Genomic DNA, 23,562 nt, shown 5'->3' on the forward strand with positions numbered 1-23,562 from the left:
TAGCTCCGCTATCACGACGTTCCGGCGCCTTGCGATGCACCGCACCAGGCGCCGCACCCTGACCGACCCTGATCCACCAGACACCCCCTAGTGGCCGAGGGCCTGCCAGATGGCGAACGAGAGCGCGCCCACGGCGGCCAGCACGGTGAGGGCGGGGAGCGGCCACCTCAGATGTTCGAGGGCCGCCACCCGTCCCGCCGTCTCGGTCAGTTCACGCTCCGTCTGCTCGCCCCGCTGGGCGAGCAGCGCGAGCTGTCCGTCCATGTGGGCCATGCCGACTTCCAGGCAGCGGCGTAACTCCGCCAGTTCGTCGACGCTCGTCGAATGTCCCGAGTGGGTGGACACGGTTGCTCCTTAGTCCTGTTCCGGACGCGCCATGGATGTGCTGGCTCAGAGTCAACTCGCCGTGTTCCAGGGGCGGGAGCGTGTGCGATGGGCATATGCGGGCTCGCCGCGCACACCCGGTGTGCACGGCGCGAACCCGGCTCACGCCTTTGCGGCGTACACCCGCGTACACGGACGTACGCCGTCGCACTCAGGCGTACGAGTAGAAACCGGACCCGGTCTTGCGGCCGAGGCGTCCCGCGTCGACCATCCGCTGGAGCAGCGGGGGAGCGGCGTACAGCGGCTCCTTGAACTCGTCGTACATCGAGTCCGCGACCGAGGCGACCGTGTCCAGGCCGATGAGGTCGGACAGCTTCAGCGGGCCCATCGGGTGGGCGCAGCCCAGCTCCATGCCGTTGTCGATGTCCTCACGGCTCGCGATGCCCGACTCGAACATCCGGATCGCCGAGAGCAGATACGGGATGAGCAGCGCGTTGACCACGAAGCCCGAGCGGTCCTGGGCGCGGATCGCGTGCTTGCCGAGCACCTTCTCGACCAGGACCTGGGCGCGGCTGATGGTGCCCTCGGAGGTGGTGAGGGCCGGGATCAGCTCGACCAGCTTCTGCACCGGGGCCGGGTTGAAGAAGTGGATGCCGATGACCTGGTCGGGACGCGAGGTGGCGACCGCGAGCTTCACCAGCGGGATCGAGGAGGTGTTGGAGGCCAAGATCGCGTCCGGGCGGGTCACCACCTGGTCCAGGATCTGGAAGATCTCGGTCTTGACCTGCTCGTTCTCCACCACGGCCTCGATCACGAGATCGCGGTCGGCGAACTCGCCGAGGTCGGTGGTGAAGCTCAGGCGGGCGAGCGTCGCGTCGCGCTCCTCCTCGGTGATCTTGCCGCGCTCGGCGGCCTTCGAGAGGGAGTTGTGCAGCCGGGTACGGCCGATCTCCAGGGCTTCGCCGGTGGTCTCGGCGACCATGACGTCCAGGCCGCTGCGCGCGCACACCTCCGCGATGCCCGCGCCCATCTGGCCACAGCCCACAATTCCGACGCGTTCGATGTCGGTCACATCGTGCCTTTCGCTCTACTGCAGTCCCCGGCAGGTCCCCCGTGTGATTCCGGCGCCCGCCTCCGGCCCCTGACGTTACTCCGAACGCGCGCGTGCCCGTGGGGCCGGGGCGGGCCCGCCGTCCGGTAGACCTGGGCGCATGCGACCTGAGCGAGGGGCGAACGTGGGACGAATCACGCGGCGGGGCTTCGTGGCGGGCACGGCGGGAGCGCTGGGCGGCCTGATCGCGGCGGGTGGCGCGGGCGCCGCGGACCGGGCCGGGACGCCCCCGCCAACGGGGCCGGGCGCGGCGCCGTCCCCCGCCTTCGGCCGCGTACGGTCCGACACGGACCCCGAGCGGGACTTCCGCGGGGTGTGGCTCGCCAGTGTCGCCAACCGGGACTGGCCCTCGCGCCCGGGTCTGAGCGCCGCCGCCCAGCGCGCGGAACTCCTCGGGCACCTGGACACGGCGGCCGAGCGGCGGCTGAACGCGGTGGTCTTCCAGGTCCGCCCGACCGCCGACGCGCTCTGGGACTCCCCGTACGAGCCCTGGTCGCAGTGGCTCACGGGCGTCCAGGGCCAGGACCCGGGCTGGGACCCGCTGGGCACGGCCGTCGAGGAGGCCCACCGGCGCGGCCTCGCACTGCACGCCTGGTTCAACCCGTACCGGGTCGCGAACCACACCGACCCGACGCGCCTGGTCCCCACGCACCCGGCCCGCGTCCACCCCGACTGGGTCGTCCCCTACGGCGGGAAGCTCTACTACGACCCGGGCCTGCCCGAGGTCCGGCACTTCGTCCAGGACGCCATGCTGGACGCGGTCCGCCGCTACGACGTCGACGGCGTCCACTGGGACGACTACTTCTACCCGTATCCGGTGGCGGGCCGGAGCTTCGGCGACGACGCGGCCTATGCCCGGTACGGCGCCCACTTCGAGGACCGCGCCGCCTGGCGGCGCGACAACATCGACCTCCTGGTGCGCGAGACGGGCGCCCGGATCAAGGAGATCAGGCCCCGAGTCCGGTTCGGGATCAGCCCGTTCGGGGTGTGGCGCAACGAGGCGAGCGACCCGCGGGGCTCGGCGACGAAGGCCGGTGCCCAGACCTATGACGACCTCCACGCCGACACACGGATGTGGGTGCGCGAGGGCCTGGTCGACTACATCTGCCCGCAGCTGTACTGGAACATCGGGCTCGCCGCCGCCGACTACGCGGTCCTTGTGCCGTGGTGGGACGAGGTCGCCCGGGGCACCGGGGTCGACCTCTACATCGGCGAGGCCCTGTACAAGGCGGGCGACCCGGCGCAGCCCGCCGCCTGGCAGGACCCCGCGGAGCTGTCCCGCCATCTGACCCTGGCCCGGCGGTACGCCTCGGTCCGCGGCCACTGCTTCTTCGCCGCGAAGGAGGTCGCCGAGGACCACATCGGGGCCATGGCCCGCGTGGTGGCCGACCACTACACGAGCCGGGCGGGCGGCGCCTGATCTGCGGGAACGGGCCGACTGGGAGCGCTGCGAATCGGGCGGCCGGTCAGCAGGCCCATGGACGGCCGGGCGGTCAAGTGCCGTACGGTGTACGGGAGTCGGGCCCGCTCAGGTCCGGGCCCGCTGGGTCACCGCGATGCACACCAGGACACCCGCCGCGGCGAGCGGGGCGGCCAGAGTCAGCCGCTCGCCGAGCAGCAGTACCGACCAGACGAGCGTGAGCAGCGGCTGTGCCAGCTGGAGCTGGCTGGCCTTGGCGACCCCGATGGCGGCCATGCCCCGGTACCAGAGGTACAGGCCGAGGAAGGTGGAGGCGGAGGCCACCCAGAGCAGACCCACGACTCCGTGGACGGTGAGGCGCCAGGGCTCAAGGGTCAGTCCGATGACGGTGCCGGTCAAAGACAGCGGGACGCAGATCACCAGTGCCCAGCCGACCACGTGCCAGCCGGGCATCAGGCCGGACAGCCGCCCGCCCTCGGTGTATCCGGCCGCGCACAGGAGCAGCGCCGCGAACAGGTAGAGGTCCGCACGCGAGAGCGTGCCGCCGCTCTGCTGGACGGTGAAGGCGACCACGACCGCCGCGCCGGCGAGCGCCGCCGCCCAGAAGGCGCGCGAGGAACGGCGCCGGGTACGGAAGGCCGCGAGGGCGGCCGTGGTGAGCGGCAGCAGCCCCACCACGACGGCCGCGTGCGAGGTCGTCGCGGTCCCGAGCGCCAGGGTGGTCAGGACCGGGAAGCCGATCATCACTCCCGCGACGACCACCGCGAGCCCGGCCCAGTGCGACCGGTGGGGGAAGGGCACGCGGCCCCGCCACAGGAAGACCCCGGCGAGCAGCGCGGCGATCAGCAGCCGCAGCGACACCATCGACCACGGGCCGAAGCTCTCAAGCCCCCAGGCGGTACTGGGAAACGTCAGCGAGAACGACAGCACGCCGAGCAGGGCCAGAGCCGTGCCGCGCGGCCGTGCGGGGCGATGGTCGTCCTCGCGCGGCTCGGAGGGCCGGTGGCCGGCGTCGACCGCTATCGAGGCGAGGGGAGTAGCGCTATCCTGTGCTGTCATGCATGAGCGTAGCAGTGTGGCTGAACTGGCGGAATCCCTCCGGAACGAGATCAACCGCTACTCGGTGGGCGGAAAGCTCCCGTCGAGCCGGGCCCTCGTCGAGCGCTACCGGGTCTCACCGGTGACCGTCTCCCGCGCGCTCGCCCAGCTCGTCGCGGAGGGCCTTGTCGTCACCCGTCCCGGTGCGGGTGCCTACCGCGCGGAGCCGCGCACCGTCGCGGCCCGCACGGGCGACACGTCATGGCAGGAGGTCGCGCTGAGCGCCGACGGCGCCACCGATGCGGCGCCGCGCGCGGTGGACGCCGCCGGGGTGCTCGGCGCCATCGCCGTTCCGCCGACCGGAGTCATCGACCTCAGCGGCGGCTACCTCGACGCCGGGCTCCAGCCCGAGCGGGCCATGGCCGCGGCCCTCGGACGGGCCGGCCGCCGCCCCGGGGCCTGGAGCCGCCCGCCCGTCGACGGGCTCACCGAACTGCGCGCCTGGTTCGCCCGTGAGATCGGCGCCGCCGCCTCCGCCGCCGACGTCCTGATCACCGCCGGTGGCCAGGCCGCCCTGACCACCGCGCTGCGCGCGCTCGCCGCGCCCGGCGCCCCCGTCCTCGTCGAATCGCCCACGTATCCCGGCACGTTGGCCGTCGCCCGCGCCGCCGGTCTGCGGCCCGTCCCGGTGCCGGTCGACCCCGACGGCGTACGCCCCGAACTCCTCTCCCGCGCCTTCCGTGCCACCGGCGCCCGCGTCTTCTGCTGTCAGCCCCTCTTCCAGAATCCGACCGGCGCCCTCCTCGCCCCGGAGCGCGGCCGCGAAGTGGTCCGCATCGCGCACTCGTTCGGCGCGTTCGTCGTCGAGGACGACTTCGCCCGCAGGCTCGCCCACGAGGACGCGGGCCCGCTGCCCGCCCCGCTCGCCGCCAACGACCCCGACGGCGTGGTCGTGCACGTCTCCTCCCTCACCAAGGTGACCTCGCCGAGCCTGCGGGTCGGCGCCCTCACCGCCCGCGGGCCCGTACGGGAACGGCTGCGCGCCATCCAGGCCGTCGACTCGTTCTTCGTGCCGCGCCCCCTTCAGGAGACGGCCCTCGAACTGGTCGGCTCCCCGGCCTGGAGCCGCCATCTGCGCGCCGTCCGCGCCGAGTTGACCGCCCGCCGCGAGGCGCTGGCCTCCGCCGTCCTGCACCACCTCCCCGAACTCGCCCTGCCGCACATCCCCTCGGGCGGCTACCACCTCTGGCTCCGCCTGCCCGACGGCACCCCCGAGAGCGCCGTCGTCTCCGCCGCGCTGCGCGCGGGTGTCGCCGTCGCCCCCGGCCGGCCCTACTTCAGCGCCGAACCCCCGGCCGGACATCTGCGCCTCAGCTTCGCGGGCGTGACGGGCCGCACGGAGATCTCCGAGGCGGTACGCAGGCTGCGCGCAGCGCTCGATGCCCTGCGACGGCAGTCGTGAACGGCGGCCGCCCCGCGGCCCGGGGTGCCTGGCCCTCTCGGGCGGGTCGCGAGACGTGGCGCGGGGCCGCGGGCATCAGGAGTGGCGTGCGCCACTGACAGCGGGGGCCGCCGCCTGCCAGGCTCCGGCCATGAGCGAAGTGATCTTCCGCGAGTACGCGATGTCGAGCGACCCGGCCCGCCTCGACCGGGCGCGGGTGCACCACTGGCTCTCCACGGACGCGTACTGGGCGCTCGGCCGCACCCGGGAGAAGCAGGAGGCCGCCATCGCCGGATCGCTCAACTTCGGCGCGTACGACGTGAGTTCGGGCGAGCAGGTCGCCTATGCCCGGATCGTCACCGACTGTGCCACGTTCGCCTGGCTCTGCGATGTGTACGTCGAGCCCTCGGTGCGCGGCAAGGGCCTCGGCACGGCCCTCGTGGCGGCCGTACGCGATCATCTGGAGCCGCACGGCCTGCGCAGGATCCTCCTGGCCACGGCCGACGCCCACGGGGTCTACGAAAAGCTCGGCTTCCGCACCCTGGACAACCCCCAGAAGTGGATGGCGCTGGGCGTGCAGTAGCGGTTCCGCCGGGCCCCTGTCGTCACCCCTGGCCGGGCACGGGCACCGGCATTGGCCTGGACAGGGCCGACAGGGGCAGCAGGCTCCCGCTCCAGCGCGCCTCACCGTCCTCGGCGGGTGTCACGCGCAGACCGAAGGCGTTCTCCGCCAGACACAGGACGCTGTCCGTTCCGCGCTCGGCCTCCTCGGGTATCAGGCCGAGCGGGTGCATGAATGCGTCGAGGCGCGAAGGGTCGAGCCCGGTCGGCCGGACGCTGTCGAGGGTGTTGAAGTCGACGACGACGTCGCCGTCGACCGCGTACTTGAACCAGTGCATCGGCTTCTCGTTGTGATACAGCACGACAGCCTCCGTCCCCCGCGAGACCGCCGACACAATGCGCTCGTCCAGTCCGTGCTCGCCGCTCAGCTCCCATGCCCAGGCCCATGCGCCGTCGACGCCGGTGACCACGACCGGCTCGTCCTCGTCGTTGACGGACTCCCCGAAGTGCCCGTACACCTCCGCCGGATCGCGCAGCGCGAGGGTGTCGGGATCGGCTCCCATGCGGTACAGCAGTTCCGTGGGCGACAGCCCCTTGGCGAAGGTCAGCGTGTAGATCGGAATGTCCCCGCGGAACAGATCGAGTCCCGCCCCTGTGTGCGTCATACGGGAAATGCTGTCATGCGGGACTGACATTCCTGCCGGGCCGGACGCCCGGGCCTTCTCTGCCGGGTCGTACGCCCGGGCCGCGGCCGGAGGGGTCCGTCGCCGAAGCCCCACGTTGTCAGGACGACCGGACGACAGGCGCCCGCCAGGGGCGGATCGGGCTGCGTGCCCGGGGCGAAAGTGACACCCGGGTCATGCTCGTTGCGCTGCCGACGTGGCCCACGCGGCCTCGATCATCGGGAAGATCTCGTCGAGGGCGGCCTCGGGGTCGTCCGCCTCGCGGGCCACCGAGTAGGCGTCGATCACGAACCGGGCGATCGTCCGTGAGGCCGTGGCGGTCCGCCCCAGGCCGCGGTCGGCGGCGATGGCCGTCGCGAGCGAGTCCGCGTGGCGCAGCCTCATCGACTCCTCGTACTCCCGCAGGGGGGTCGACGCCTCGATCATGTTCCAGATCGGCGCCGCACCGTCCGCCGTGCAGTGCCGCACCAGGCCTTCGACCTCGCGGCGCAGCGCGGGGATGAGCGGGTCGTGCGGGGCCCGCTCGACGACCGCCCGCGTGAGGCGTTGCTCGAAGTCGTCGTCCTGCTCGAACACCAGGGCCTCCTTGGAGGCGAAGTGCGAGAAGAGCGTGGTGACGGCCACGTCGGCCTCGGCGGCCACGTCACGGATGCCCACTGCTTCATAGCCGCGCTCCAGGAAGAGCCGCAGCGCCGTCTCGGCGATCTTCTGGCGGGTCGCGGCCTTCTTGCGCTCACGGCGCCCGGACGGAACGGTCATGAGCTGACACTACCAAACCCTAAAACGCAACCGTTCCAAAACGCTATCGGTTAGTGCTACTGTCTCGGCATGAAGAAAGTGAGCTTCGCCGAGTTCGGCGGTCCGGAAGTCCTCCACCTCATCAATGCCGAGGAGCCCCATGCGGGCCCCGGCCGCATACGTGTCGCTGTGCGGGCGGCGGGTGTGAACCCCGTCGACTGGAGAGTCCGCGAGGGCCAGGTCCTTGGCGCCCATCCGCTCTCGCTGCCTGCCGGGGTCGGGCTCGATGCGGCGGGCGTGGTGGACGAGGTGGGTGAGGGCGTCGAGGGGGTCGAGCCCGGAGACCGGGTGTTCGGCGAAGGGGCGAGCACATACGCCGAGTTCGCCGTGCTGTCGGCCTGGACCCGGATGCCCGAGGGGCTGACGTTCGAGGAAGCGGCCGGTTATCCCTCCGTGGTGGAGACCGCGCTGCGCATCATCCGCGAGGTCGGCGTACGTCCCGGACAGACGCTGCTGGTCAGCGGCGCCTCAGGGGGAGTCGGATCGGCGGTGCTTCAGATCGCCCGCGAACGGGGCATCACGGTGATCGGCACGGCCGGCGCCGCGAACCAGGACTATCTGCGCAGCCTGGGTGCACTCGCCACGACATACGGCGAGGGCTGGGTCGAGCGGGTGCGGCAGCTCGGCCGTGTCGACGCGGCGCTCGACCTGTCGGGCTCGGGCGTGCTGCGGGAACTGGTCGCGCTGACCGGGAACCCGGACCGCGTGATCTCCATCGCCGATCTCGACGCGCCGACGTTCGGTGTCCGCTTCTCCGGCGTGGCCGGGAGCGTGCCGGACGCACTCGCCGAGGCCGTCGGCCTCATCTCGCGGGGCAGGCTCCACATCCCGGTCGAGAAGACGTACACGCTCGCCGAGGCCGCGGCGGCGCACATCGACAGCCAGGCCGGCCACACGCGGGGACGCCGAGTGATCGTCGTCTGACCCGCGCGGCCCGCCCGTGGGGCCGGCCCCCGTCGGCGCCGCGCCCTGCCGGGAGGCCCCGCGCCGTGGCCTCCCCGGGGGCGGCTGTCGGCTCGCGGCGCCTTCAAGTCAGGCGCGGCGCCCAGCAGTTGGCGTCCGGCAGTTGGCGTCCGGTAGTTGACGGGCGGCAGTTGGCGGGCGGCCCGGAGGTGCGGGCGGCCCGGAGGTGCGGGTGGGCCGGAGGTGCGGGTGGGCCTTACCCCTGCCGCGACCTCCCAGCCGCCCCGGCCCGCCCCGGGTGGACCTGTCGACGCCCCCCGCCGGAAGGTCCTCGCGGATGCCCGCGCGAACGTGGCGCGCCGGGCGGCCCGCAGCGCGGGACCCTTCAAACGCTCGGCATCGGCAAGCGCGGCACCGAACCGCGCGGCGTCCGCGTCCAGCATGACCCGGGCCGCGTCCAGCGTGACCTGAGCCGCGTCCAGCGTGACCTGAGCCGTACAGCCGTCCGTCGCGGTCGGCGCCCGCCGAGTGGCGGGCGTCGGCCACCTCACGGCCGCGCGAGTCGAGGACCGCGTCGTCAAGGAGGGGGTCGCCTCGCCAAGGGGCGGCGCCTCAGGGGGTCACTCCGGATGGAGCCCGTACTCCGCGAGCTGCCCGAGTACGTCCTGGCGCGTCGCGGCGACGAGGCGCCCGCCCGTGAAGCGGATGTCGTCGGTCACCTCTGCCACGCACTGCGGAGGAGGCATGAACGATCGCAGTTCCTCGTCGGTGGCGAACTCGGCCTCGGCGAGGACCAGTCCGCGCAGGTGGCCGTCGAAGACGTCGACGCCGAGCGGAGGGACGCTGAAGCGCGTCTTGGACAGGACGGAAGCCGGCAGCGAGGCGAGCAGGTCGTACTCGGCCCGCGACAGGTACGTATTCGTGATCAGGCCCTGGACACCGCCGGGGAGGGGAAGCGGCACCTTCTGGGTGAGCTTGAGTTCGCCTTCTCCGTCGGGGAGTTGGACGCGCCGCAGACGTAGACGTGTTCCCGTCAGATATCGGTCGGTGATCACACGGGTGGCCGTCACCGATGACGGCGCGGGCGGTTCGGCCAGCAGGAACCGCCTCTCCCGCTCGACCCGTGCGTACTTCCCCGGACGAACCGCCCCGCCCTCTGTCCCGCCAGTTCTGTCGCTCATGGGGACAGCATCACAGCTGGGGGCATCGAGACCATGGTGACGAGGGCGCTCAGCCCCCTGCGCGTCACCGAAAGCCGCGACGACCTGGTCACGGCCGACCGTCGACCGCCGCATCGGCGTGACGTTCTCGGACCGGGCCGGGAGCGCGCAACCGGCGGACGGGGTCGCCACCGGGGCCGCCGGTGAGCCAGGACCCGTCGCCGAGGGGCACCAGCTCGTACGGGTTGCTCGCCTCGACGCCGAGTTCGCCGCTGAGGGTGCCCGTGCGTACGTTTACCAAGTGGTGGCGGAACCACTCCTCCCCGTCCTGATCCTCACCGCCCAGGGTGACGATGGCCGTGTCCTCGGTCAGGTAGCCGCCGCTCCATTCCACGAAGGACTCCTCCGGGTCGTACCCGAAGGCTTCGACGGGGAGGGTGAAGAGCACGTCCCCGTCGGGGTGGTCGTGGAAGGCGACGTCCGCCTGGCCGTGGTCCACGGTCATGAACTGCTGCCCGGACGGAGCCAGGTCGATCAGACAGCGGTCCGACCACGGGTACGTGACGAACTCCGGCTCGCCGTCCGCCCCGCCCGTACCCCGGAGAATGACGGAGCCGTCCTGGCCCTCACCGATGTCGAGGTAGATGCTGCCGTCCACGGGATGCACGTGGTGAAAGGCACCGTGCCCGACCGTCTCCAGCTCCCGGCGGGCGAGAACCACACCGCTGTCGGCGTCGTGCACGACCCACTGGTCCCCGCCCCCGCGTTCCGCCATCGCATCCGGCCGGTAGACCCACACCGTCCGGCCGTCCAGAGACAGCGCACAGCCGGGCTGGTGGCCATGGCGTGTGTCGGAGTGCGGCTCGAAGTCCGAGGCCCACCTGAGGTCCCCGGCACGCGTGAGGCAGACGACTCCGTCAAGCGTCGTGTACACCACCCGCTCCAGATCCTGCCGGACCACCGACGCTACGACCTCGTCGCCATCGCGCGGCTGGAACACCGCTGCGGGCTCCAGAGTCCCGTAGACGCCGGCGCCCACGACGTAGGCGTGGATCCGCCCGTCGCGGTGATGTGTGATGACCTTCGGCGGCGGCTCAGGAATCATCCGATGAGACTAACGGCCAGGTCAGGCCGCTCAAGGCCGGGGGCGGTGCGCGCCGCCCCCGTGGCTTGCCCGAGCCGGTGCGGTGCAAGTCGCACGTCCGGTTCTGAGGGGAGCCGGGGAGCAGCAATGGTCTCCGGCCACCCGACCACAGCAACTGTGACCGAGGAAGCTAGTTGGCGGATCATGGTCCGCGCCGTGCAGGTCAGAAGAGCTTGGAGAATCCTTGTTGGCGGATCTTGAGAGGCGCAGTTGGCGGATCATGAGCCCGGATGCTCACTGTGCGTGAGTGTCGGAGTGTTGATGCCCCGCTCCGCACCTGAATCGATGTCCCAGGCGAGTCGCTGCGCGTATTTGGTGAGAACGCGGCGCAGATCCGCATAGTGAGGCAGCGGATCGGGGCGGGAGAACTGGAACCACGTGGTGTTTCGCCGCCCGGCCCATCGTCGCTGGATTTCGGTGGGTTGCGCGGCTTCGAGCGGGCGCGGAGCGAAGAGATGCTCGCCTCGCGTGACTAACGTCCAGATGAACACGGAGGCGTCCTGGCGCTTGCGGTCATCGGTCAGGGTTGGGAATCGGTAGAGGGTGGGCAGGAGTTCACTGCCCAGCGCATTCCAGACATCAATGCTCAGTGCCCACTCGTGAAGTGCTTGTCGCCTGCGCCAGTAGTCAACGGGTGGCTGACGTGGTGACTGCAGTTCCGAGGCGAGAGCGCGGAGAGCTCTGTCGAGCTCAAGTGGGTTGCAGCTCGTCCGTGTCGAGCGCCTGGTCTCGCGTCCGGTGAGTAGGCGTGTCTGGACTGGGGCGATCCCGAGGAACTTCGCGGCGTCGTCGTAGGCTCCGCCCATGGCCCACTGGACGAGTCGGACCGCGGCGGCCCTCCGCACGGTCTTGGATTCCGAGCCCGCGCAGCTGGCCAGATAGCGCTGGTACCAGACCGGCTCCAGGAATGCTGGGATGTGCTCGGCCTGGTAGCCGCTGAGGAGTGGTGCTCGTGTGCCCCCGCGGCCGTCGATTCGGGGAAACGCCCGGGTCGCGGGTTCAGCGACCCGGCGGAGCCGCTCTGAACAATCGTTCTTGTGCTTGTCATAGAGGACAGCCCACGGTGTTCGGCTTGAAGGGTTACCGAAGGTGGCGCGCGTAAATTCTGACAGGAGATCAGCCAGGTCGTCTCGCCCAAGCAGGTGATCTGCGGCCATCAGCAGAGCTCCGCAGGCAACGGGGTCACGCGGTGGCGCGTCTCGGGCTTGTGGGTTGCTTCTCCCGCCCGGATCGCCGTGCAGTTCCTGTAAGTAGGGGTCGATTCGCTCAGCTGCGTCGGCGTCAAGGAGGTGCCGGGCATGTGGCCATGTCGTGCTGATCAGCGCGGTGGTCAACCGGAGATCCGAGAAGTACTCGGACGCGTCCGTGATCCGCGTGGGTGACTGCAGGTGGCCACGGAGGGACAGCTGGAAGCGGAGGATGTCCGGAGTCGGTTGTGGCCGGTCATCACGCGAAGGGGCGATGTGGTGATCGAGTCTGCCGCCGCAGGCACGGGACTTCCGTTTCTGCATCTGAGCGTCGACCGTCCACCGGCATTGCGCTGGATGCAGCGTATGGTCGTTTGCCCGCTGAATCAGAGGCCCTTGTGCGTCGTGCGGCTGACCGCAGTGCGGGCAGTTGGCTTCCAGATAGATCCGATGCTTGGTGCAGGCGAAGACGATCGGCAGGTGCCAGAGTTTGAGCCATGGCCCGCCGTGCAGTTGCTGGGCCGGAGTGCCGTCGCCCGCCAGGCAGGAGGGGCAGAAGCGCGGCCAGCCGGTGTAGAGCCATGCGTCGGGCCTCATCCGTCCCGGGCCGGGCAAGGACCGGGCGATCGGCGGATATCGGTCCCGCCACTGCATCAACGTCAGTGCCGAGACATCCCTGGCCGTCTGTCCCGTGAGCCGGGCGAACGCTTCGGCCTGAGACTTGGGGAGATGCAGCAGCAAACTGCCTGGGACGTGATGAGCGTGCTCGGTCCAGCCTGCCGCACGGATCAGGTGCAGAGGCGAAAGGCCGAGACGGTGCCCAAGCCGAAGCAGGTAGCTGACCAGGGATTCTCCCTCCAGGGGCTCAAGACTCCGGGGCAGCGGATGCATCACTGCTCCGTCCCTCAGGTGCCCGCGCGCTCAGCCGGGCCATGGTCATCGAAAACGGTGTTCCGTGGTCGTTTCGCCCGTGTGGTCTTCTTGCCGGCGGTCGGTGCGTCGGCCGGGATCACAGGCTCATCTGGCGCCTGCTCGGGCCCGTCCCGCCGGAGCACGATCTCGTCCAGCAAGCTCTGGTCGATCAGTTCTTTCCCAGACTCCATGGCCTCCTGGGCACCATCCTCGAGCAGGCGCCCCAAAAGGCCGACAACGCCGCCGGTACGACGCATCAAGTATTCCGGCATAGTGCCGCCGGTGAGCATGCCCTCCTGCGCGTTCAGCAGCCGCAGGTGCTGCTCGATCCCCTCCAAGTGGTTGACGAAGGCCTGGATTTGCTTCGGGGTGATGTAGCGGAAGCGGTCGAGTTCGATGAGCTCGAAGCGGTGCTCTGTCTGGGTGATCTCCAGGCCGTGGATGCGGGTCGACTCCAGTGGTGGCATCTCCCACTGCCGGGTCTCCTTGTTCCACTTGGCCTCGCGCAGCAGTCCGATGCCGGGGATGTTCACGCCGGTCAGGATCAGGGTGACGTCCAGGCTCATGAAGGCCCGCATCAGGTCGAGGACGTCTTGGTCGTCGGCCCGGTGCATCCGTAGTCTGCTGATGTCGTCCAGGATCAGCGCTTTGACGCCGTGGTCGTGGAGTGAGTCGGCGACCTGCCGTACCAGTTCCGGCAGTGTGGCCGACCTGCGGGTCGGGGCTCGGAAGAACCCCAGGATCGACGCGCACAGGCTCTTGGGAGTCGCTGTCACCGGGGTCGAGACATAGACGACCGGCGCGTGGAGGTCACGTGTACCCGGCAGCGCCCCAGGGTTGAGGCAGCTGTGCAGGCGCAGCCACTGGTCTTCGAAGACAACCCCGGCTGAGCGGACGGAGGCGGTTTTGCCGTAGTTGCCCCAGCCGCTGATCATGACGCCGGCGCGTGTCGGGTCGTCCTTCTTCCTCGTGTTGCCGCTCAACCGGCGCCGGATCAGCTTGCCGACCTTGTCGTGCATCGGGGTGTCCTGCAGCGGGAGGTTCGCGTTCGTCAGCTCTCGGTAGAGGTCATAGTCGTACTGGCGGCTCTCGGGGAGCATCGACCACTGCTGCGGCGAGATCGTTGCAGCGGGGACGAGCAGACCGCAGTGGGTGCGGTAGTGCTGCCAGCCGACGTAGGTGTCGAGGGGCGGGCGGCTGCCCAGGATCAACTCGGCGATCCTGGCCCGTGCAGGCAGGCCCTTCGGCGGATCATCGTGAGAGAGAGCTCGGGTCACGTGGCGTCCTCCCGGACAGTCGTATCGGCTTCCGAGCTTTCGGGGGGCGGAAGCCGGAACATGGGGCGCCGGTTCAGAGCCTCGTGCAGCGTTGCCGGGGCAACGGGCCGGGTGCCCGCGAGGGCTTCTTCACGACGCCGGCGGCGGTCGGCGTCGATCGCGCGGTCGATTGTTCGGGCGTGTTCGGCCCAGACCGCGGGCATCTCAGCTGGAGCCGGCTCGTCCGCAGGGCGCGGTGTGGTGGGGCGGTCGGCTGCCGCAGCCTGTGCGCGGGCGATCTCGCGGGCGTGGGCGATGCGCTGCTTCTTCCCGGCCTTCTTCTTGGCCTGGCTGGGCCATTGGTCGACGGGGGTGACCGAGCCGAGGATCTCCAGCAGATGTTCCAGGAGCTCGCTCTCGGAGTGGATTTTGATGTTGTTCGCCTTCACGTGTGTCAGGAGAGCGTCGGCGGTCTTGTCTGAGAAGGCGGGAACTTCGCCCTCGGGCGGCAGTCCCCGCCAGCGCAGGGTGTGCCACGTCTCGTGGTCGGCCGGGTCCTGGAAGAACACCTGCCGGCGGTCCCTTCGGTCACTGCGGACCACCCAAGTGCCCGCGTGTTTGCCGCCTCGGGCGGAGGGCTGCAGGAAGCGTGGCTCGTCGAGGACCGGGTGGTGATACCAAAGCCCGAGGATCTTCACCCCGCGTCGCGGATGGATCTTCACGTGGTGCTTGCGCAGAACCTTGTAGTAGAAGCTCGGTTCCGGGAAGTCCAGGTCGAAGCCGCCCTGTTCCATCGCCGCGGCGAACAGGGTGTTGGGGCTGTGGTCCTCACCCGGCGCCCAACTCGGGGCGTATTCACCTAGCTTGCGGTTCTGCCAGACCCGGACGATCCAGGTCGCGATGATGTGCTCGGCCTGCGTGAGCGTGAGGCTCGCATCGCGTTCCGGGTCGGCCCCGCGATCCGCGACGTCCCCGCCGGTGAAGCCCAGCAGGTGCTCGAAGAGCATGGTCTGGAGGGTGAGGAACTGCCGCTCGACCGCGAATTTATCGGTCTGCCGCAGGACGCGGGCGGGCAGGATCCGGCAGCCGATCTCCTGCTCGGCCTCCACCAGGTCGTGGTTCTTGTAGGGACCGCCGTGGTCAGTGGTGACCGTCTCTGGGGCGAAGAACGGCAAAGCAGCGACCTTGTGCCCGGTGAATTCCGCGATCACGTCGGCCGGGACCCCGGCATAGGGCCATTCCATGTCCTCGCCCCAGCCGTCCCGCATCGGAAGCGGCACCATCACGTCCCGCAGCAGCATCGCGACGTCGACCGAGGTGTCGGACTGCAGCGTGAGCCGGAAGGCCGGCAGCCCATGCGTGTACAGGTCGAGTGCGAGCGTCAGTGTCGCGGTGACCGCGTCGCCGAACACGGTCTCGCGCAGCTTCACCGGCATCGGAGTCGAGTCCAGCACCAGAACCTGGCCCGGCCGGTGGACCACCATCCGGCCGGAGACCGCGGCCTCCGCGGCGGCCTCGGCCGTCCGCGCATAACGCGCGCGGGCTCCGCCGGGCCCGAACCACTCCTGCCAGACGTGCGCGAGCGTCCAGCGGGAAGGGACCTTCTCGGTCGGGAACGCCGGGAACCGCTCATGGATGTACTGGTGCATCAACCGGTGCTTTGCGGCCCAGCTCAGGTTGGCGCGTTCGCGACACTCGGCCTTGACGGCGAAGATCGCCTCACGGACCTCCTCGGTGATGCTGCGGTGCCCACTGAGCCGCCGTGTCCAGCGCCCGTCTGCGCAGGCCAGCATGAGGCTGTCGCCCGACAGACCCGATAGCCGCTCCAGGGTCCGGTAGCTGAGGTGCTGCAGACCGCACCGGACAGCCTCCGGACGGGGTATCGCCTTCGTCTCCGCCGCCTTCGCATGGCGACGCTGGGTCAGCGTCGTGCGGTCCGGATCGTACGCAGGCCGGGGCTCACCCGGCAGAGCCCGAGCCGGGTGGCCCTCCCGGAACCCCGTCTCAGCTTCCAGCACATGCGCAACCCGCAGCCGGGTCCGCTCCAACTGGTCCCCGGTCAGATCAGCCAATGTTCTTGGCTGCCGGGAGGCCGGCGCAGGCCGCCTCGATGCGTCGGCCTGCGGCAGGAGCCGCAGATCGGCATGGTTGATGAGCCAGCGAAACGAGCGGGTCTCCGCGCGGCCGTCGCCATCCATGAGGCTGAGCCGCCCAAGGTGGCCCTGTACGTCCTCGATCGTCCACTCGACGCCGTTGAGCTTGACCCGCCTGCCCGGCGCGATCTGCAAGAGTCCCCTCGCTGCCATCACACCCCCCAGACCAGTGAGCTGTCGCGCAACGGACTGCCCAGGTCAACGCCGAGTTCGCGTTGCCAGAGCAGCCGGACGATGTTCGCCCGGCCAACGGCAGGCACGCTGGTCGCATCCGCCAGCTCGGAGAACGTCATCACCCGTCCCGCCCGGTCGCCGATAGCGGTGAGCAACTGGTCCCGCATGCCCAGCAGGTCCCTCGTCGGCCGTCGACGCGAGGACAGGTGATCAAGGACACTCCACACATGCGGGCGCCAGCCCGCAACCACCGAGTAGCGCCAGCCGCAAGCCGCCGCCACCTCCCTGGCAGCCGCGAACTTCAGCGCGTCTTCATCAGCGATCAGGTCCATCGGGCGGACGTCCAGCAGCCACATGCCACCGCTGATCACGGCCAGGTAGTCTGGAATATGCCAGGACTTCCCGTCCCTATGCTCGAAGTCCACTCGGAACGGCTGCGACAACACCTCCGATGCCCGCAGGAAGTCCAGCGCGACCAGCAGCCGCAGCTCCTCCAGAGACTCGAAGCCGTGCGTCCAGCCCGTCGCCGCCATCACCTCAAGCCCGGGACGATGCCGCTGCTTCGCCCGCCACGTGAACCCCCGCATCGGCCGGGACGACAGCACGGGCACGTGAGCCATATCCCGGATCGGCCAGCAGACTTCGCCAGCACTCACCCGCCATGTCGCACTCCATCGACGAGGCCAGTCGCCCTCGAGCCGTAGCCGATTCCGCAGTTCGGTATCCCCGTCGTACGCCATGACCAACTGGTCAAGGTGGCTTGATTCCGACGGGATCTTTGCCTTCGCTGCGTCGCCCACTTACCCACGGCAGCACCTTTTGCCCGGCAACGGGGGCCATTGTTCTAAATTGATCGCAACACGGCGTGGCCAGACCAGGGTCCGCCATCTGACGTGGGCGTGTCAGTGACTCCGTGTAAGCCCTGGTGCTGACGTTGCTTGGGCTTAGTGCGGTGTTACTGGTTGTCGATGACGCGGTCGCCGTAGAAGCCGGCGAGGACGTTGATGGCTTCCTCGGCGCGAGCCGGCCGTCCGCGAGTTCATCCACCGCACCCGCACAGAACTCGGCGTCGCCGCCTGAAGCACCACCACCGCGATCGTGCGGCGCACTGTGTTCGCCGAGCCGGTCGCCGCGGGCGGCCAGAGCAGAGCCCGGCGGCCCGGGACGGCCGGGGGCCCGCTTTGCACGCATCAGGGCCCCTGCGCCCTCCTCTCCCGTCGCCCGGCATGAGGTCGCCGGCCGGCGCGTGGCTCCTCAGGCCACATCGAGCGGGCGCCACCATCGAAGCCGATACACAGCCCGCCCGTATCAGGGCAAAACGGCAGTGTTGTGTGCAGGGGCCGGACGGTAGGGTGAAAGCCGTTCTGCAGCGGATTCCGCGGCGCCGCAGTGCAGGTAGGGAGGGTCGGCGTGGTTCAGGAGTCGAGCGTGCTCGAAAGCCGGTTCACGGACCTGGCCGGCGCGTCAGCCAATTTCGGATTCCTCCTTCCCTACGAGCCGCTTCTTGTTCTTCACGGCGCGTCGTGTGAGGCGCGCGCATCTACCGCGCCTGCCGATGCGGCGGCGGCGGCAGGCCAGTTCGGCGAGGTTCTCGCCGCCGAGCTCGCCTACCGGGCCGGGGTGCGGCTGCCCGTGGGCGATCAGCCGGCCCGTCTGGCGGTCCTGGCCCGTGCCGGGATGCTCCCCGCGCCGGTCCTGGACGCGTTCAACGACCTTCACGGCTTTGACGGTGGTACACGTGAGGGTCAGGAGGCGGCGCACCTGGTCGAGCGCTGCTTCACCCTGGCCGCCTGGTTCTTCCGTGCCCTGACCGGCGACGCGGAGCCGATGGCTTTCGTCCCCGCCCAAGCGACCGATCTGAGCGTTCTGGAGCAGCGGGTCGCTGTGCTGGAAGGGGACCTGCCCCGTCTGCGCCGCGCATTCGACCTGCGCGTCGCGCCGGCGTCCCTGCCGGCCGCCGACCGTGAGCAGCTGATCGTCAGCGCGCGCGATGCCGCCTACGAGCCGCTGAGGGAAGCCGACATCGCCTCGGAAGTGCAGCGCAGGCTCGCCAAGGCGGGATGGGACGTCCTGGGCGCCGGTGAGGACGACGAGCTCAACCGCTCCCTCGGCTGCGTCCTGTTGGAACCCCGCCTGGCCGGCGGACAGCGCGCCGACATGCTCCTGACGGTCGGCGGACAGCTGGTCGGAATCATCGAGTGCAAGCGGGACGGCACGGATCTCACCGACGCCATGGAACAGGCCGGCGTACTGGCGAAGGCCGCCACGGGCTCCTCGCTGTGGCCCGTGTGGCGCTCGCCGCTGCCGTACCGGTATGTGAGCGATGGCCGGCGTCTGCTGTTCTGCGACGCCAATGACCCCGAACCTCGGCCTCGCTTCGTGAGCGGCTTCCACCAGCCCAGCACTCTGGCCCGCTGGCAGCGCGAGGCGCAGGCGGACAGGGCGGCGCCGACCTACCGGGCGCGACAGGCCGCCTACCTGCCCAGGGAGGGCGAGGGATTCGGGCAGCTCCGTGCGCCCCAGCGTCGGGCGGTCCGGGCGGTTGAACAGACCCTTGAGGCCGGTCAGCGACGTGCACTGGTGCAGATGGCCACCGGCACGGGGCAGAACTTCACCGAGGTGTTCACCGCCTACCGCCAGCTCAGGCACGCGCGCGCGGCCCGCATCCTCTTCGTGACCGACCGAAGAGTGATAGCGGATCAACTAACCTCTCAGCTACGCCAGTTCAGTATGCCGGACGGAGGCCGCAGTCTCGCCGACGTGTACCGGGTCCAAGAGCTGACCGCAGCCGGTCTAGCGCCGTCGACTTCCGTGGTCGTGGCCACGGTGCAGAGACTGTCGGCGATGCTCGCGGGCACGCCGGCCCCCGAGGACGGATCCGACCGCGTGTCGGCGTATGAGACCGCTGAGCGGCAGGCAGATGCGGACGCGGCGGCCCTGGAGGTGACCTACTGCGAGGCGCTGCCGCCCGATTCATTCGATCTTGTCATCGTCGACGACTGCCACCGCGCGCTCTACGGACAGCGGCGTGCCCTCCTTGAGTACTTCGACGCACCCCTAGTCGGCTTCAGCGCGACGCCGACCGCTACCGTTCTCGGCTTCTTCAACAGCAACCTGGTCGACTCCTACACCTACGAACAGGCCGTCGCCGATGGCGTCGCCGTGGACTGCTCCGTCTACGAGATTCAGGTCTCCGACTCCCGGCAGCCGGCGTTCGCCGCGCCCGTCGACGCTGTCGGTGTGGCGGCCAAGGGCTCGCGCCGTGCCCGCTACGAGGAGCTGGACGAGGAGCTGGCCCCCACCGGACCGAGCGGCCCCGCACGCGTTGTCGCCGCCGACCACCTGGCCACGGTGCTGACGGCGTTCCGTGACGCGCTGCCGACCATGTTCCCCGACAGGACGCAGCAGGGCGGCCTGCTCGGCGTGGTCCCCAAGACCGTGGTGTTCGCGCAGGACGGACCGCATGCGGATGAGGTCGTTGAGCGCATCCGCGACGTGTTCGGCGCCGGGGACGTCTTCTGCCGGCGGATCACGCACCGCGATGCTCATGCGGTGCACCTGCTGCGGGAGTTCCGCACGACACCGCAGTTCCGGATCGCGGTCGTGACGGATCTGATCTCCGGGTTCAGTGACATGCGGGCGATCGAGTGCCTGCTGATCCTGCGCGAGGTGCGCTCCGCCGCCTACTACGAGCAGCTGCTGGCCATGGGAACGCAGACCATCGCGTCCGCGGAGCTACGTGCCGTCACCCCGGGGGCGGTTGCCAAGACGCAGCTTGTGGTCGTCGACGCAGTGGGCGCTTCACGTCACCTCCAGCCGCTGGTGAATTTGACCGATACATCCGGGCAGTCGGGGCGGGCCGCTCTGGAGCGCCTGCTGAACCGCACCGTGGACGGCCTGGTGACGCCGCAAGAGACGGCCGAACTCGCCATCAGGCTCGCCCGGCTCACCCCCACGCTCAGTGACGCCGACGGCGCTGAGATCCGGAAACTGGCGGGCCAACCTCTGCAGGAACTGGTGACCCGCCTCCTCGACTCAGTCGACGCGGATCACCTGGCACCGCTGCGCCGGGCGGGAGGCAAGAGAGCCGTCGAGGACGAGCGGCGCGCGGCCCTCTACCCGCTCGCCGAGAACCCCGAACTCCAAGAGGCGCTGCTCGACCTATACGACCGGCCGGCCCCTTTGCGGGTGACGGCGTCCGGCAGGCGCGGCCGCACAGCGGAGACGGTGCGCCGGCGGCTCGCCGCGTTCACGCAGCGGACCGGGCCCTTCACCGAGGCCCAGCTGTGGTGGATCGAAAACATCGCGGACGCGACAGCTGCCGAGGGCCGCTTCGACCCGGTGTATCTGGACGGCGTTCCCTTCTCGGCGCGCGGTGGCACGGACGGTTTCCTCGACGCCTTCGGGCCCGACGCCGCGATCGACCTCCTGGACGAACTGCGCAGGGAACTGGCGTGATGAATGACCTGCCTGCCGACTGGAAGACCGTCCGGCTGGCCGATGTGCTGAGCGAACCCTTGGTCAACGGCCGGTCCCCGCGCCTGGGCGAGGACGGCGTGCCCGTACTGCGCCTGACGGCGCTTCGGACAGCGACCGTGGACTTCACTCAGACCAAGAGCAGCGACCGCAGCGACCACCTCGCGCTACTGGCGGCCGAACACGGGGACCTGTTGGTCGGCCGGGTCAACGGCTCACTCTCCCTGGTCGGCGAGGGCGCCCTGGTCAACGAGCCCCCGACCTCCACGGCCATACCCGACACCATGATCCGAGTACGGGTACGACGCGATGCGGTCGAGCCGCACTACCTCGCACACCTGTGGAAATCGCCGGTCATGCGGCGCCAGATCGAGGCACGCGCCCGCCAGGGCGGCGCAGCGATCTGGCGGATCAACCAGCGGGATCTGGAAGAGGTCATGCTCCCGCTGCCATCTGTGGTGGAACAGCGCCGGATCGTCGGCCTGTTGGAGGACCACCTCGCCCGCATCGACGCCACCACGATCCGTACCGGCAACGCCCTCGACCAGGCCGACGTCCTGAGCCGCACCCTGACCGCGCGGGCCGCACTCGGCGCTCTGTCCGCCACCGCGGGCGCCCCCGCCGGCCTGCCCCGGGTCGCCGGCGTCAGTGACGGGACACTGCCCCACCTGCCCGCGCACTGGCGATGGACCCGCCTGGACGACGTTACCGAGGTCACCCGCGGCATCACCGCGCCCGGCAAGCAGCAGTGGAATCCCGCCGATGTGGACGTCTCCTGCCTGCGGGTCGCCAACGTGCAGCGCGGCCGCCTCGACCTGGACGACGTACGCACCATCCGGCTGCCCCCATCACGGGCACAGGCAGCTCGGCTGCGGGCGGGTGATGTGCTGCTGACCGGCGGCGGATCGAGCGACAGCCTGGGCCGCGGCTGGATTTGGGAGGAGCAGGTGCCCCACTGCGCGCACGACAGCCACGTCTTCCGTGTCCGGATCAACGCCCGTCAGCTGCACCCCGTCCTGCTGGCCTGGCACGCCAACGGCTTCGGCCGCCAGTGGTGCAAACGCAACGCCACCCAGAGTGTGGGGCTGGCGTCCATCAGCCTGGGAAAGATCCGGCTCATGCCGGTCCCCGTCGCGCCCGCAGACGAGCAGCACCACCTGGTCACACTGATCCAGGCGCACACCACAGCCCTGACCGCGGCATCCGCGGCCGCCGAACGCGCGCTCGTTGTCGCCGGACGGCTGCGGCGCAACCTGCTGGAACGCGCCTTCACCGGTCACCTGTCCCATCCGCTCTCCCCGTCCGGGCAACAGGAGTTTGCACTGTGAACCCCACCGTCTCCTATCGCCCCAGACATGACCAGGCCCTGGTGGAACGGCTGTGGAACTTCGCCAACGTGCTGCGCGACGGCGGCACCTCGGGCCTGGAGTACATCGAGCAGCTCTCCAGCCTGATCGTCCTCAAGCGCGCCTACGAACAACACCAACGCCCCCTCAACTGGCAGCACGTACTCGGCTTCGACGCCTGGCCACGGCTCACCTCGGCCAAGCGCGACCACCTGATCACGGTGTACGAGCAGATCCTGGACGAGCTCGCCTCCCGGCCCGGAACGCTCGGGCTCCTCTTCCGCAGGGCACAAAACCGCATTCCCGATCCGGCGCTCCTCCACCGCTTGATCGTCGATGTGGTAGACCGCTACCAGTGGTCCGCAGGTGACACCGGTGTGGTCATCGAGGAGCTGCTGGCCCGCATGAGCACGGACACGAAGACTGGCGCCGGCCAGTACTTCACCCCCCGGCCGCTGATCGAGGCGATCGTCCAGTGCGTCCAGCCCGGCATCGACGACACCGTCACCGACCCGGCCTGCGGCACCGGCGGCTTCCTGATCAAAGCCTTCGACTACCTGGTCGACCACTTTCCCTCAGGTGTCACCGCGGCCCAGCGCCAACGGCTCAACGAGGGTGCCTTCTTCGGCACCGAGCTCGTCGACGCCACTGCCCGGCTGGCCACGACGAACCTCGTCCTGCACGGCGTCACCCGCGTCGACGAGGCCCACCCGTGCATCACCGTCGGGGACGCGCTGGCCCGCCCGCCGGTCAGGCGCGCGACGCTGGTGCTCACCAACCCCCCGTTCGGCCGCCGCTCCACCAGCGAGGAGCCCTACCGGGAGGACTTCTGGACCGCCACCACCAGCCGGCAGCTCAACTTCCTGCAGCATGTCCACAGCCTGCTGGAGACCGACGGCCGGGCGGCCGTTGTGGTGCCCGACAGCGTGCTGTTCGAAGGCGGGGCCGGTGAGCTGATCCGACGGCGGCTGCTGGCCGCGTGCGACGTGCACACCCTGCTCCGGCTACCCACCGGCATCTTCTACGCCGGCGGCGTCAAGGCCAGCGTCCTGTTCCTCGACAAGCCCGACCCGCACCCGGACGGCAGCCCGTCGACGAAACGGCTGTGGGTGTACGACCTGCGCTCCCCACACAAGGCCAAGTCCACGGCGCTTCCCGGCGTCGACTACGCCGGCTTCGTGTCCGCCTACCGGCCCGGACGGCCCCGCAGCGAACGAGCCGAGACACCCCTCTTCCGGTCCTTCACCGTCCAGGACCTGCTCGCCCGAAGCGGCGTCAACCTGGACCTTCAGGTCACCGAACCATCGGCCGAACCCTTCACGCTGGAAGAACCCGAGGCAGACCTGCACCGCATGGCGCAGGAGATCACATCTGAACTGAGCGCCGCCCTGGCCGAGTTCGCGGCCCTGACCGAGGCGCTGCGCCCCTACGGCGTGCACGCGGACGGCCCGGATCGTGAGGCGAAGCGGTGAATG

General features: G+C 70.1%; 18 protein-coding genes. 7 read left to right on the forward strand and 11 right to left on the reverse strand.

The features are described from left to right. Positions 1 to 87 precede the first annotated feature (87 nt). The gene (locus tag ACGFW5_RS16285) at positions 88 to 345 is read right to left on the reverse strand and encodes a hypothetical protein (protein ID WP_393834888.1); all 258 of its coding nucleotides are present in this window, start codon (positions 343 to 345) and stop codon (positions 88 to 90) included. A gap of 190 nt (positions 346 to 535) precedes the next feature. Next, positions 536 to 1,396, reverse strand: a complete 861-nt coding sequence (locus tag ACGFW5_RS16290) for a 3-hydroxybutyryl-CoA dehydrogenase (protein ID WP_328313876.1) — start codon at positions 1,394 to 1,396, stop codon at positions 536 to 538. Positions 1,397 to 1,535: 139 nt separating this feature from the next. Between ACGFW5_RS16290 and ACGFW5_RS16295 the strand changes: the two genes are divergently transcribed. Then, positions 1,536 to 2,855, forward strand: a complete 1,320-nt coding sequence (locus ACGFW5_RS16295; protein ID WP_393834889.1) for a glycoside hydrolase family 10 protein — start codon at positions 1,536 to 1,538, stop codon at positions 2,853 to 2,855. Positions 2,856 to 2,963: 108 nt separating this feature from the next. On the opposite strand, the gene ACGFW5_RS16300 is transcribed toward ACGFW5_RS16295, so the two are convergent. Continuing rightward, complete coding sequence (locus ACGFW5_RS16300) at positions 2,964 to 3,914, reverse strand: DMT family transporter (RefSeq protein ID WP_393834890.1); 951 nt, start codon at positions 3,912 to 3,914, stop codon at positions 2,964 to 2,966. On the opposite strand from ACGFW5_RS16300, the gene ACGFW5_RS16305 reads away from it, so the two are divergent. Then, positions 3,913 to 5,355, forward strand: a complete 1,443-nt coding sequence (locus ACGFW5_RS16305; protein ID WP_393834891.1) for a PLP-dependent aminotransferase family protein — start codon at positions 3,913 to 3,915, stop codon at positions 5,353 to 5,355. The two genes, ACGFW5_RS16300 and ACGFW5_RS16305, sit on opposite strands and share 2 nt — an antisense overlap. Positions 5,356 to 5,485: 130 nt before the next feature. Next, positions 5,486 to 5,917: a GNAT family N-acetyltransferase gene (locus ACGFW5_RS16310; RefSeq protein WP_393834892.1), complete on the forward strand. Its 432-nt coding sequence runs from the start codon at positions 5,486 to 5,488 to the stop codon at positions 5,915 to 5,917. A 22-nt stretch (positions 5,918 to 5,939) separates the two neighbouring features. Here the strand turns inward: ACGFW5_RS16310 and ACGFW5_RS16315 are convergent, their stop codons facing one another. Continuing rightward, positions 5,940 to 6,560 carry a DUF6461 domain-containing protein gene (locus tag ACGFW5_RS16315; RefSeq protein WP_393834893.1) on the reverse strand — a complete coding sequence of 207 codons (621 nt, stop codon included), beginning with the start codon at positions 6,558 to 6,560 and terminating at the stop codon, positions 5,940 to 5,942. A 192-nt stretch (positions 6,561 to 6,752) separates the two neighbouring features. After that, on the reverse strand, positions 6,753 to 7,337 hold the full coding sequence (locus ACGFW5_RS16320) for a TetR/AcrR family transcriptional regulator (RefSeq protein ID WP_393834894.1): 585 nt from the start codon (positions 7,335 to 7,337) through the stop codon (positions 6,753 to 6,755). A gap of 69 nt (positions 7,338 to 7,406) precedes the next feature. On the opposite strand from ACGFW5_RS16320, the gene ACGFW5_RS16325 reads away from it, so the two are divergent. Then, positions 7,407 to 8,300 (forward strand): NADP-dependent oxidoreductase, encoded by an 894-nt coding sequence (locus ACGFW5_RS16325; RefSeq protein WP_393834895.1) that lies wholly within the window; start codon positions 7,407 to 7,409, stop codon positions 8,298 to 8,300. Positions 8,301 to 8,899: 599 nt separating this feature from the next. On the opposite strand, the gene ACGFW5_RS16330 is transcribed toward ACGFW5_RS16325, so the two are convergent. From ACGFW5_RS16330 to ACGFW5_RS16355, 6 genes are all read right to left on the reverse strand, one after another. Next, on the reverse strand, positions 8,900 to 9,460 hold the full coding sequence (locus tag ACGFW5_RS16330; protein ID WP_393834896.1) for a hypothetical protein: 561 nt from the start codon (positions 9,458 to 9,460) through the stop codon (positions 8,900 to 8,902). Between the two features lie 88 nt (positions 9,461 to 9,548). Continuing rightward, positions 9,549 to 10,544 (reverse strand): hypothetical protein, encoded by a 996-nt coding sequence (locus tag ACGFW5_RS16335; RefSeq protein WP_393834897.1) that lies wholly within the window; start codon positions 10,542 to 10,544, stop codon positions 9,549 to 9,551. Between the two features lie 257 nt (positions 10,545 to 10,801). Then, a complete protein-coding gene (locus ACGFW5_RS16340; RefSeq protein ID WP_393834898.1) occupies positions 10,802 to 12,661 on the reverse strand; it encodes a TniQ family protein in 1,860 nt (619 codons plus the stop codon). 14 nt (positions 12,662 to 12,675) lie between these two features. Then, positions 12,676 to 13,959, reverse strand: coding sequence for a TniB family NTP-binding protein (locus ACGFW5_RS16345; RefSeq protein ID WP_393834899.1), 1,284 nt, complete (start codon positions 13,957 to 13,959; stop codon positions 12,676 to 12,678). Beyond that, the gene (locus ACGFW5_RS16350) at positions 13,956 to 16,244 is read right to left on the reverse strand and encodes a transposase (protein WP_393834900.1); all 2,289 of its coding nucleotides are present in this window, start codon (positions 16,242 to 16,244) and stop codon (positions 13,956 to 13,958) included. The genes ACGFW5_RS16345 and ACGFW5_RS16350 overlap by 4 nt, the downstream gene beginning before the upstream one ends. Continuing rightward, on the reverse strand, positions 16,244 to 17,065 hold the full coding sequence (locus ACGFW5_RS16355) for a TnsA-like heteromeric transposase endonuclease subunit (RefSeq protein ID WP_393834901.1): 822 nt from the start codon (positions 17,063 to 17,065) through the stop codon (positions 16,244 to 16,246). Before ACGFW5_RS16355 ends, ACGFW5_RS16350 begins: the two co-directional genes overlap by 1 nt. A gap of 610 nt (positions 17,066 to 17,675) precedes the next feature. Here ACGFW5_RS16355 and ACGFW5_RS16360 point away from each other — a divergent pair. From ACGFW5_RS16360 to ACGFW5_RS16370, 3 genes are read left to right on the forward strand one after another with little or no spacing between them, the layout of a single operon-like run. Beyond that, positions 17,676 to 20,723: a DEAD/DEAH box helicase family protein gene (locus ACGFW5_RS16360; RefSeq protein ID WP_393834902.1), complete on the forward strand. Its 3,048-nt coding sequence runs from the start codon at positions 17,676 to 17,678 to the stop codon at positions 20,721 to 20,723. Continuing rightward, a complete protein-coding gene (locus tag ACGFW5_RS16365) occupies positions 20,723 to 22,069 on the forward strand; it encodes a hypothetical protein (protein ID WP_393834903.1) in 1,347 nt (448 codons plus the stop codon). Before ACGFW5_RS16360 ends, ACGFW5_RS16365 begins: the two co-directional genes overlap by 1 nt. Then, positions 22,066 to 23,559 (forward strand): N-6 DNA methylase, encoded by a 1,494-nt coding sequence (locus ACGFW5_RS16370; RefSeq protein ID WP_393834904.1) that lies wholly within the window; start codon positions 22,066 to 22,068, stop codon positions 23,557 to 23,559. The genes ACGFW5_RS16365 and ACGFW5_RS16370 overlap by 4 nt, the downstream gene beginning before the upstream one ends. The last annotated feature ends 3 nt before the right edge of the window (positions 23,560 to 23,562 follow it).

This window comes from Streptomyces sp. NPDC048416, assembly GCF_043200435.1.
Classification (GTDB): Bacteria; Actinomycetota; Actinomycetes; order Streptomycetales; family Streptomycetaceae; genus Streptomyces.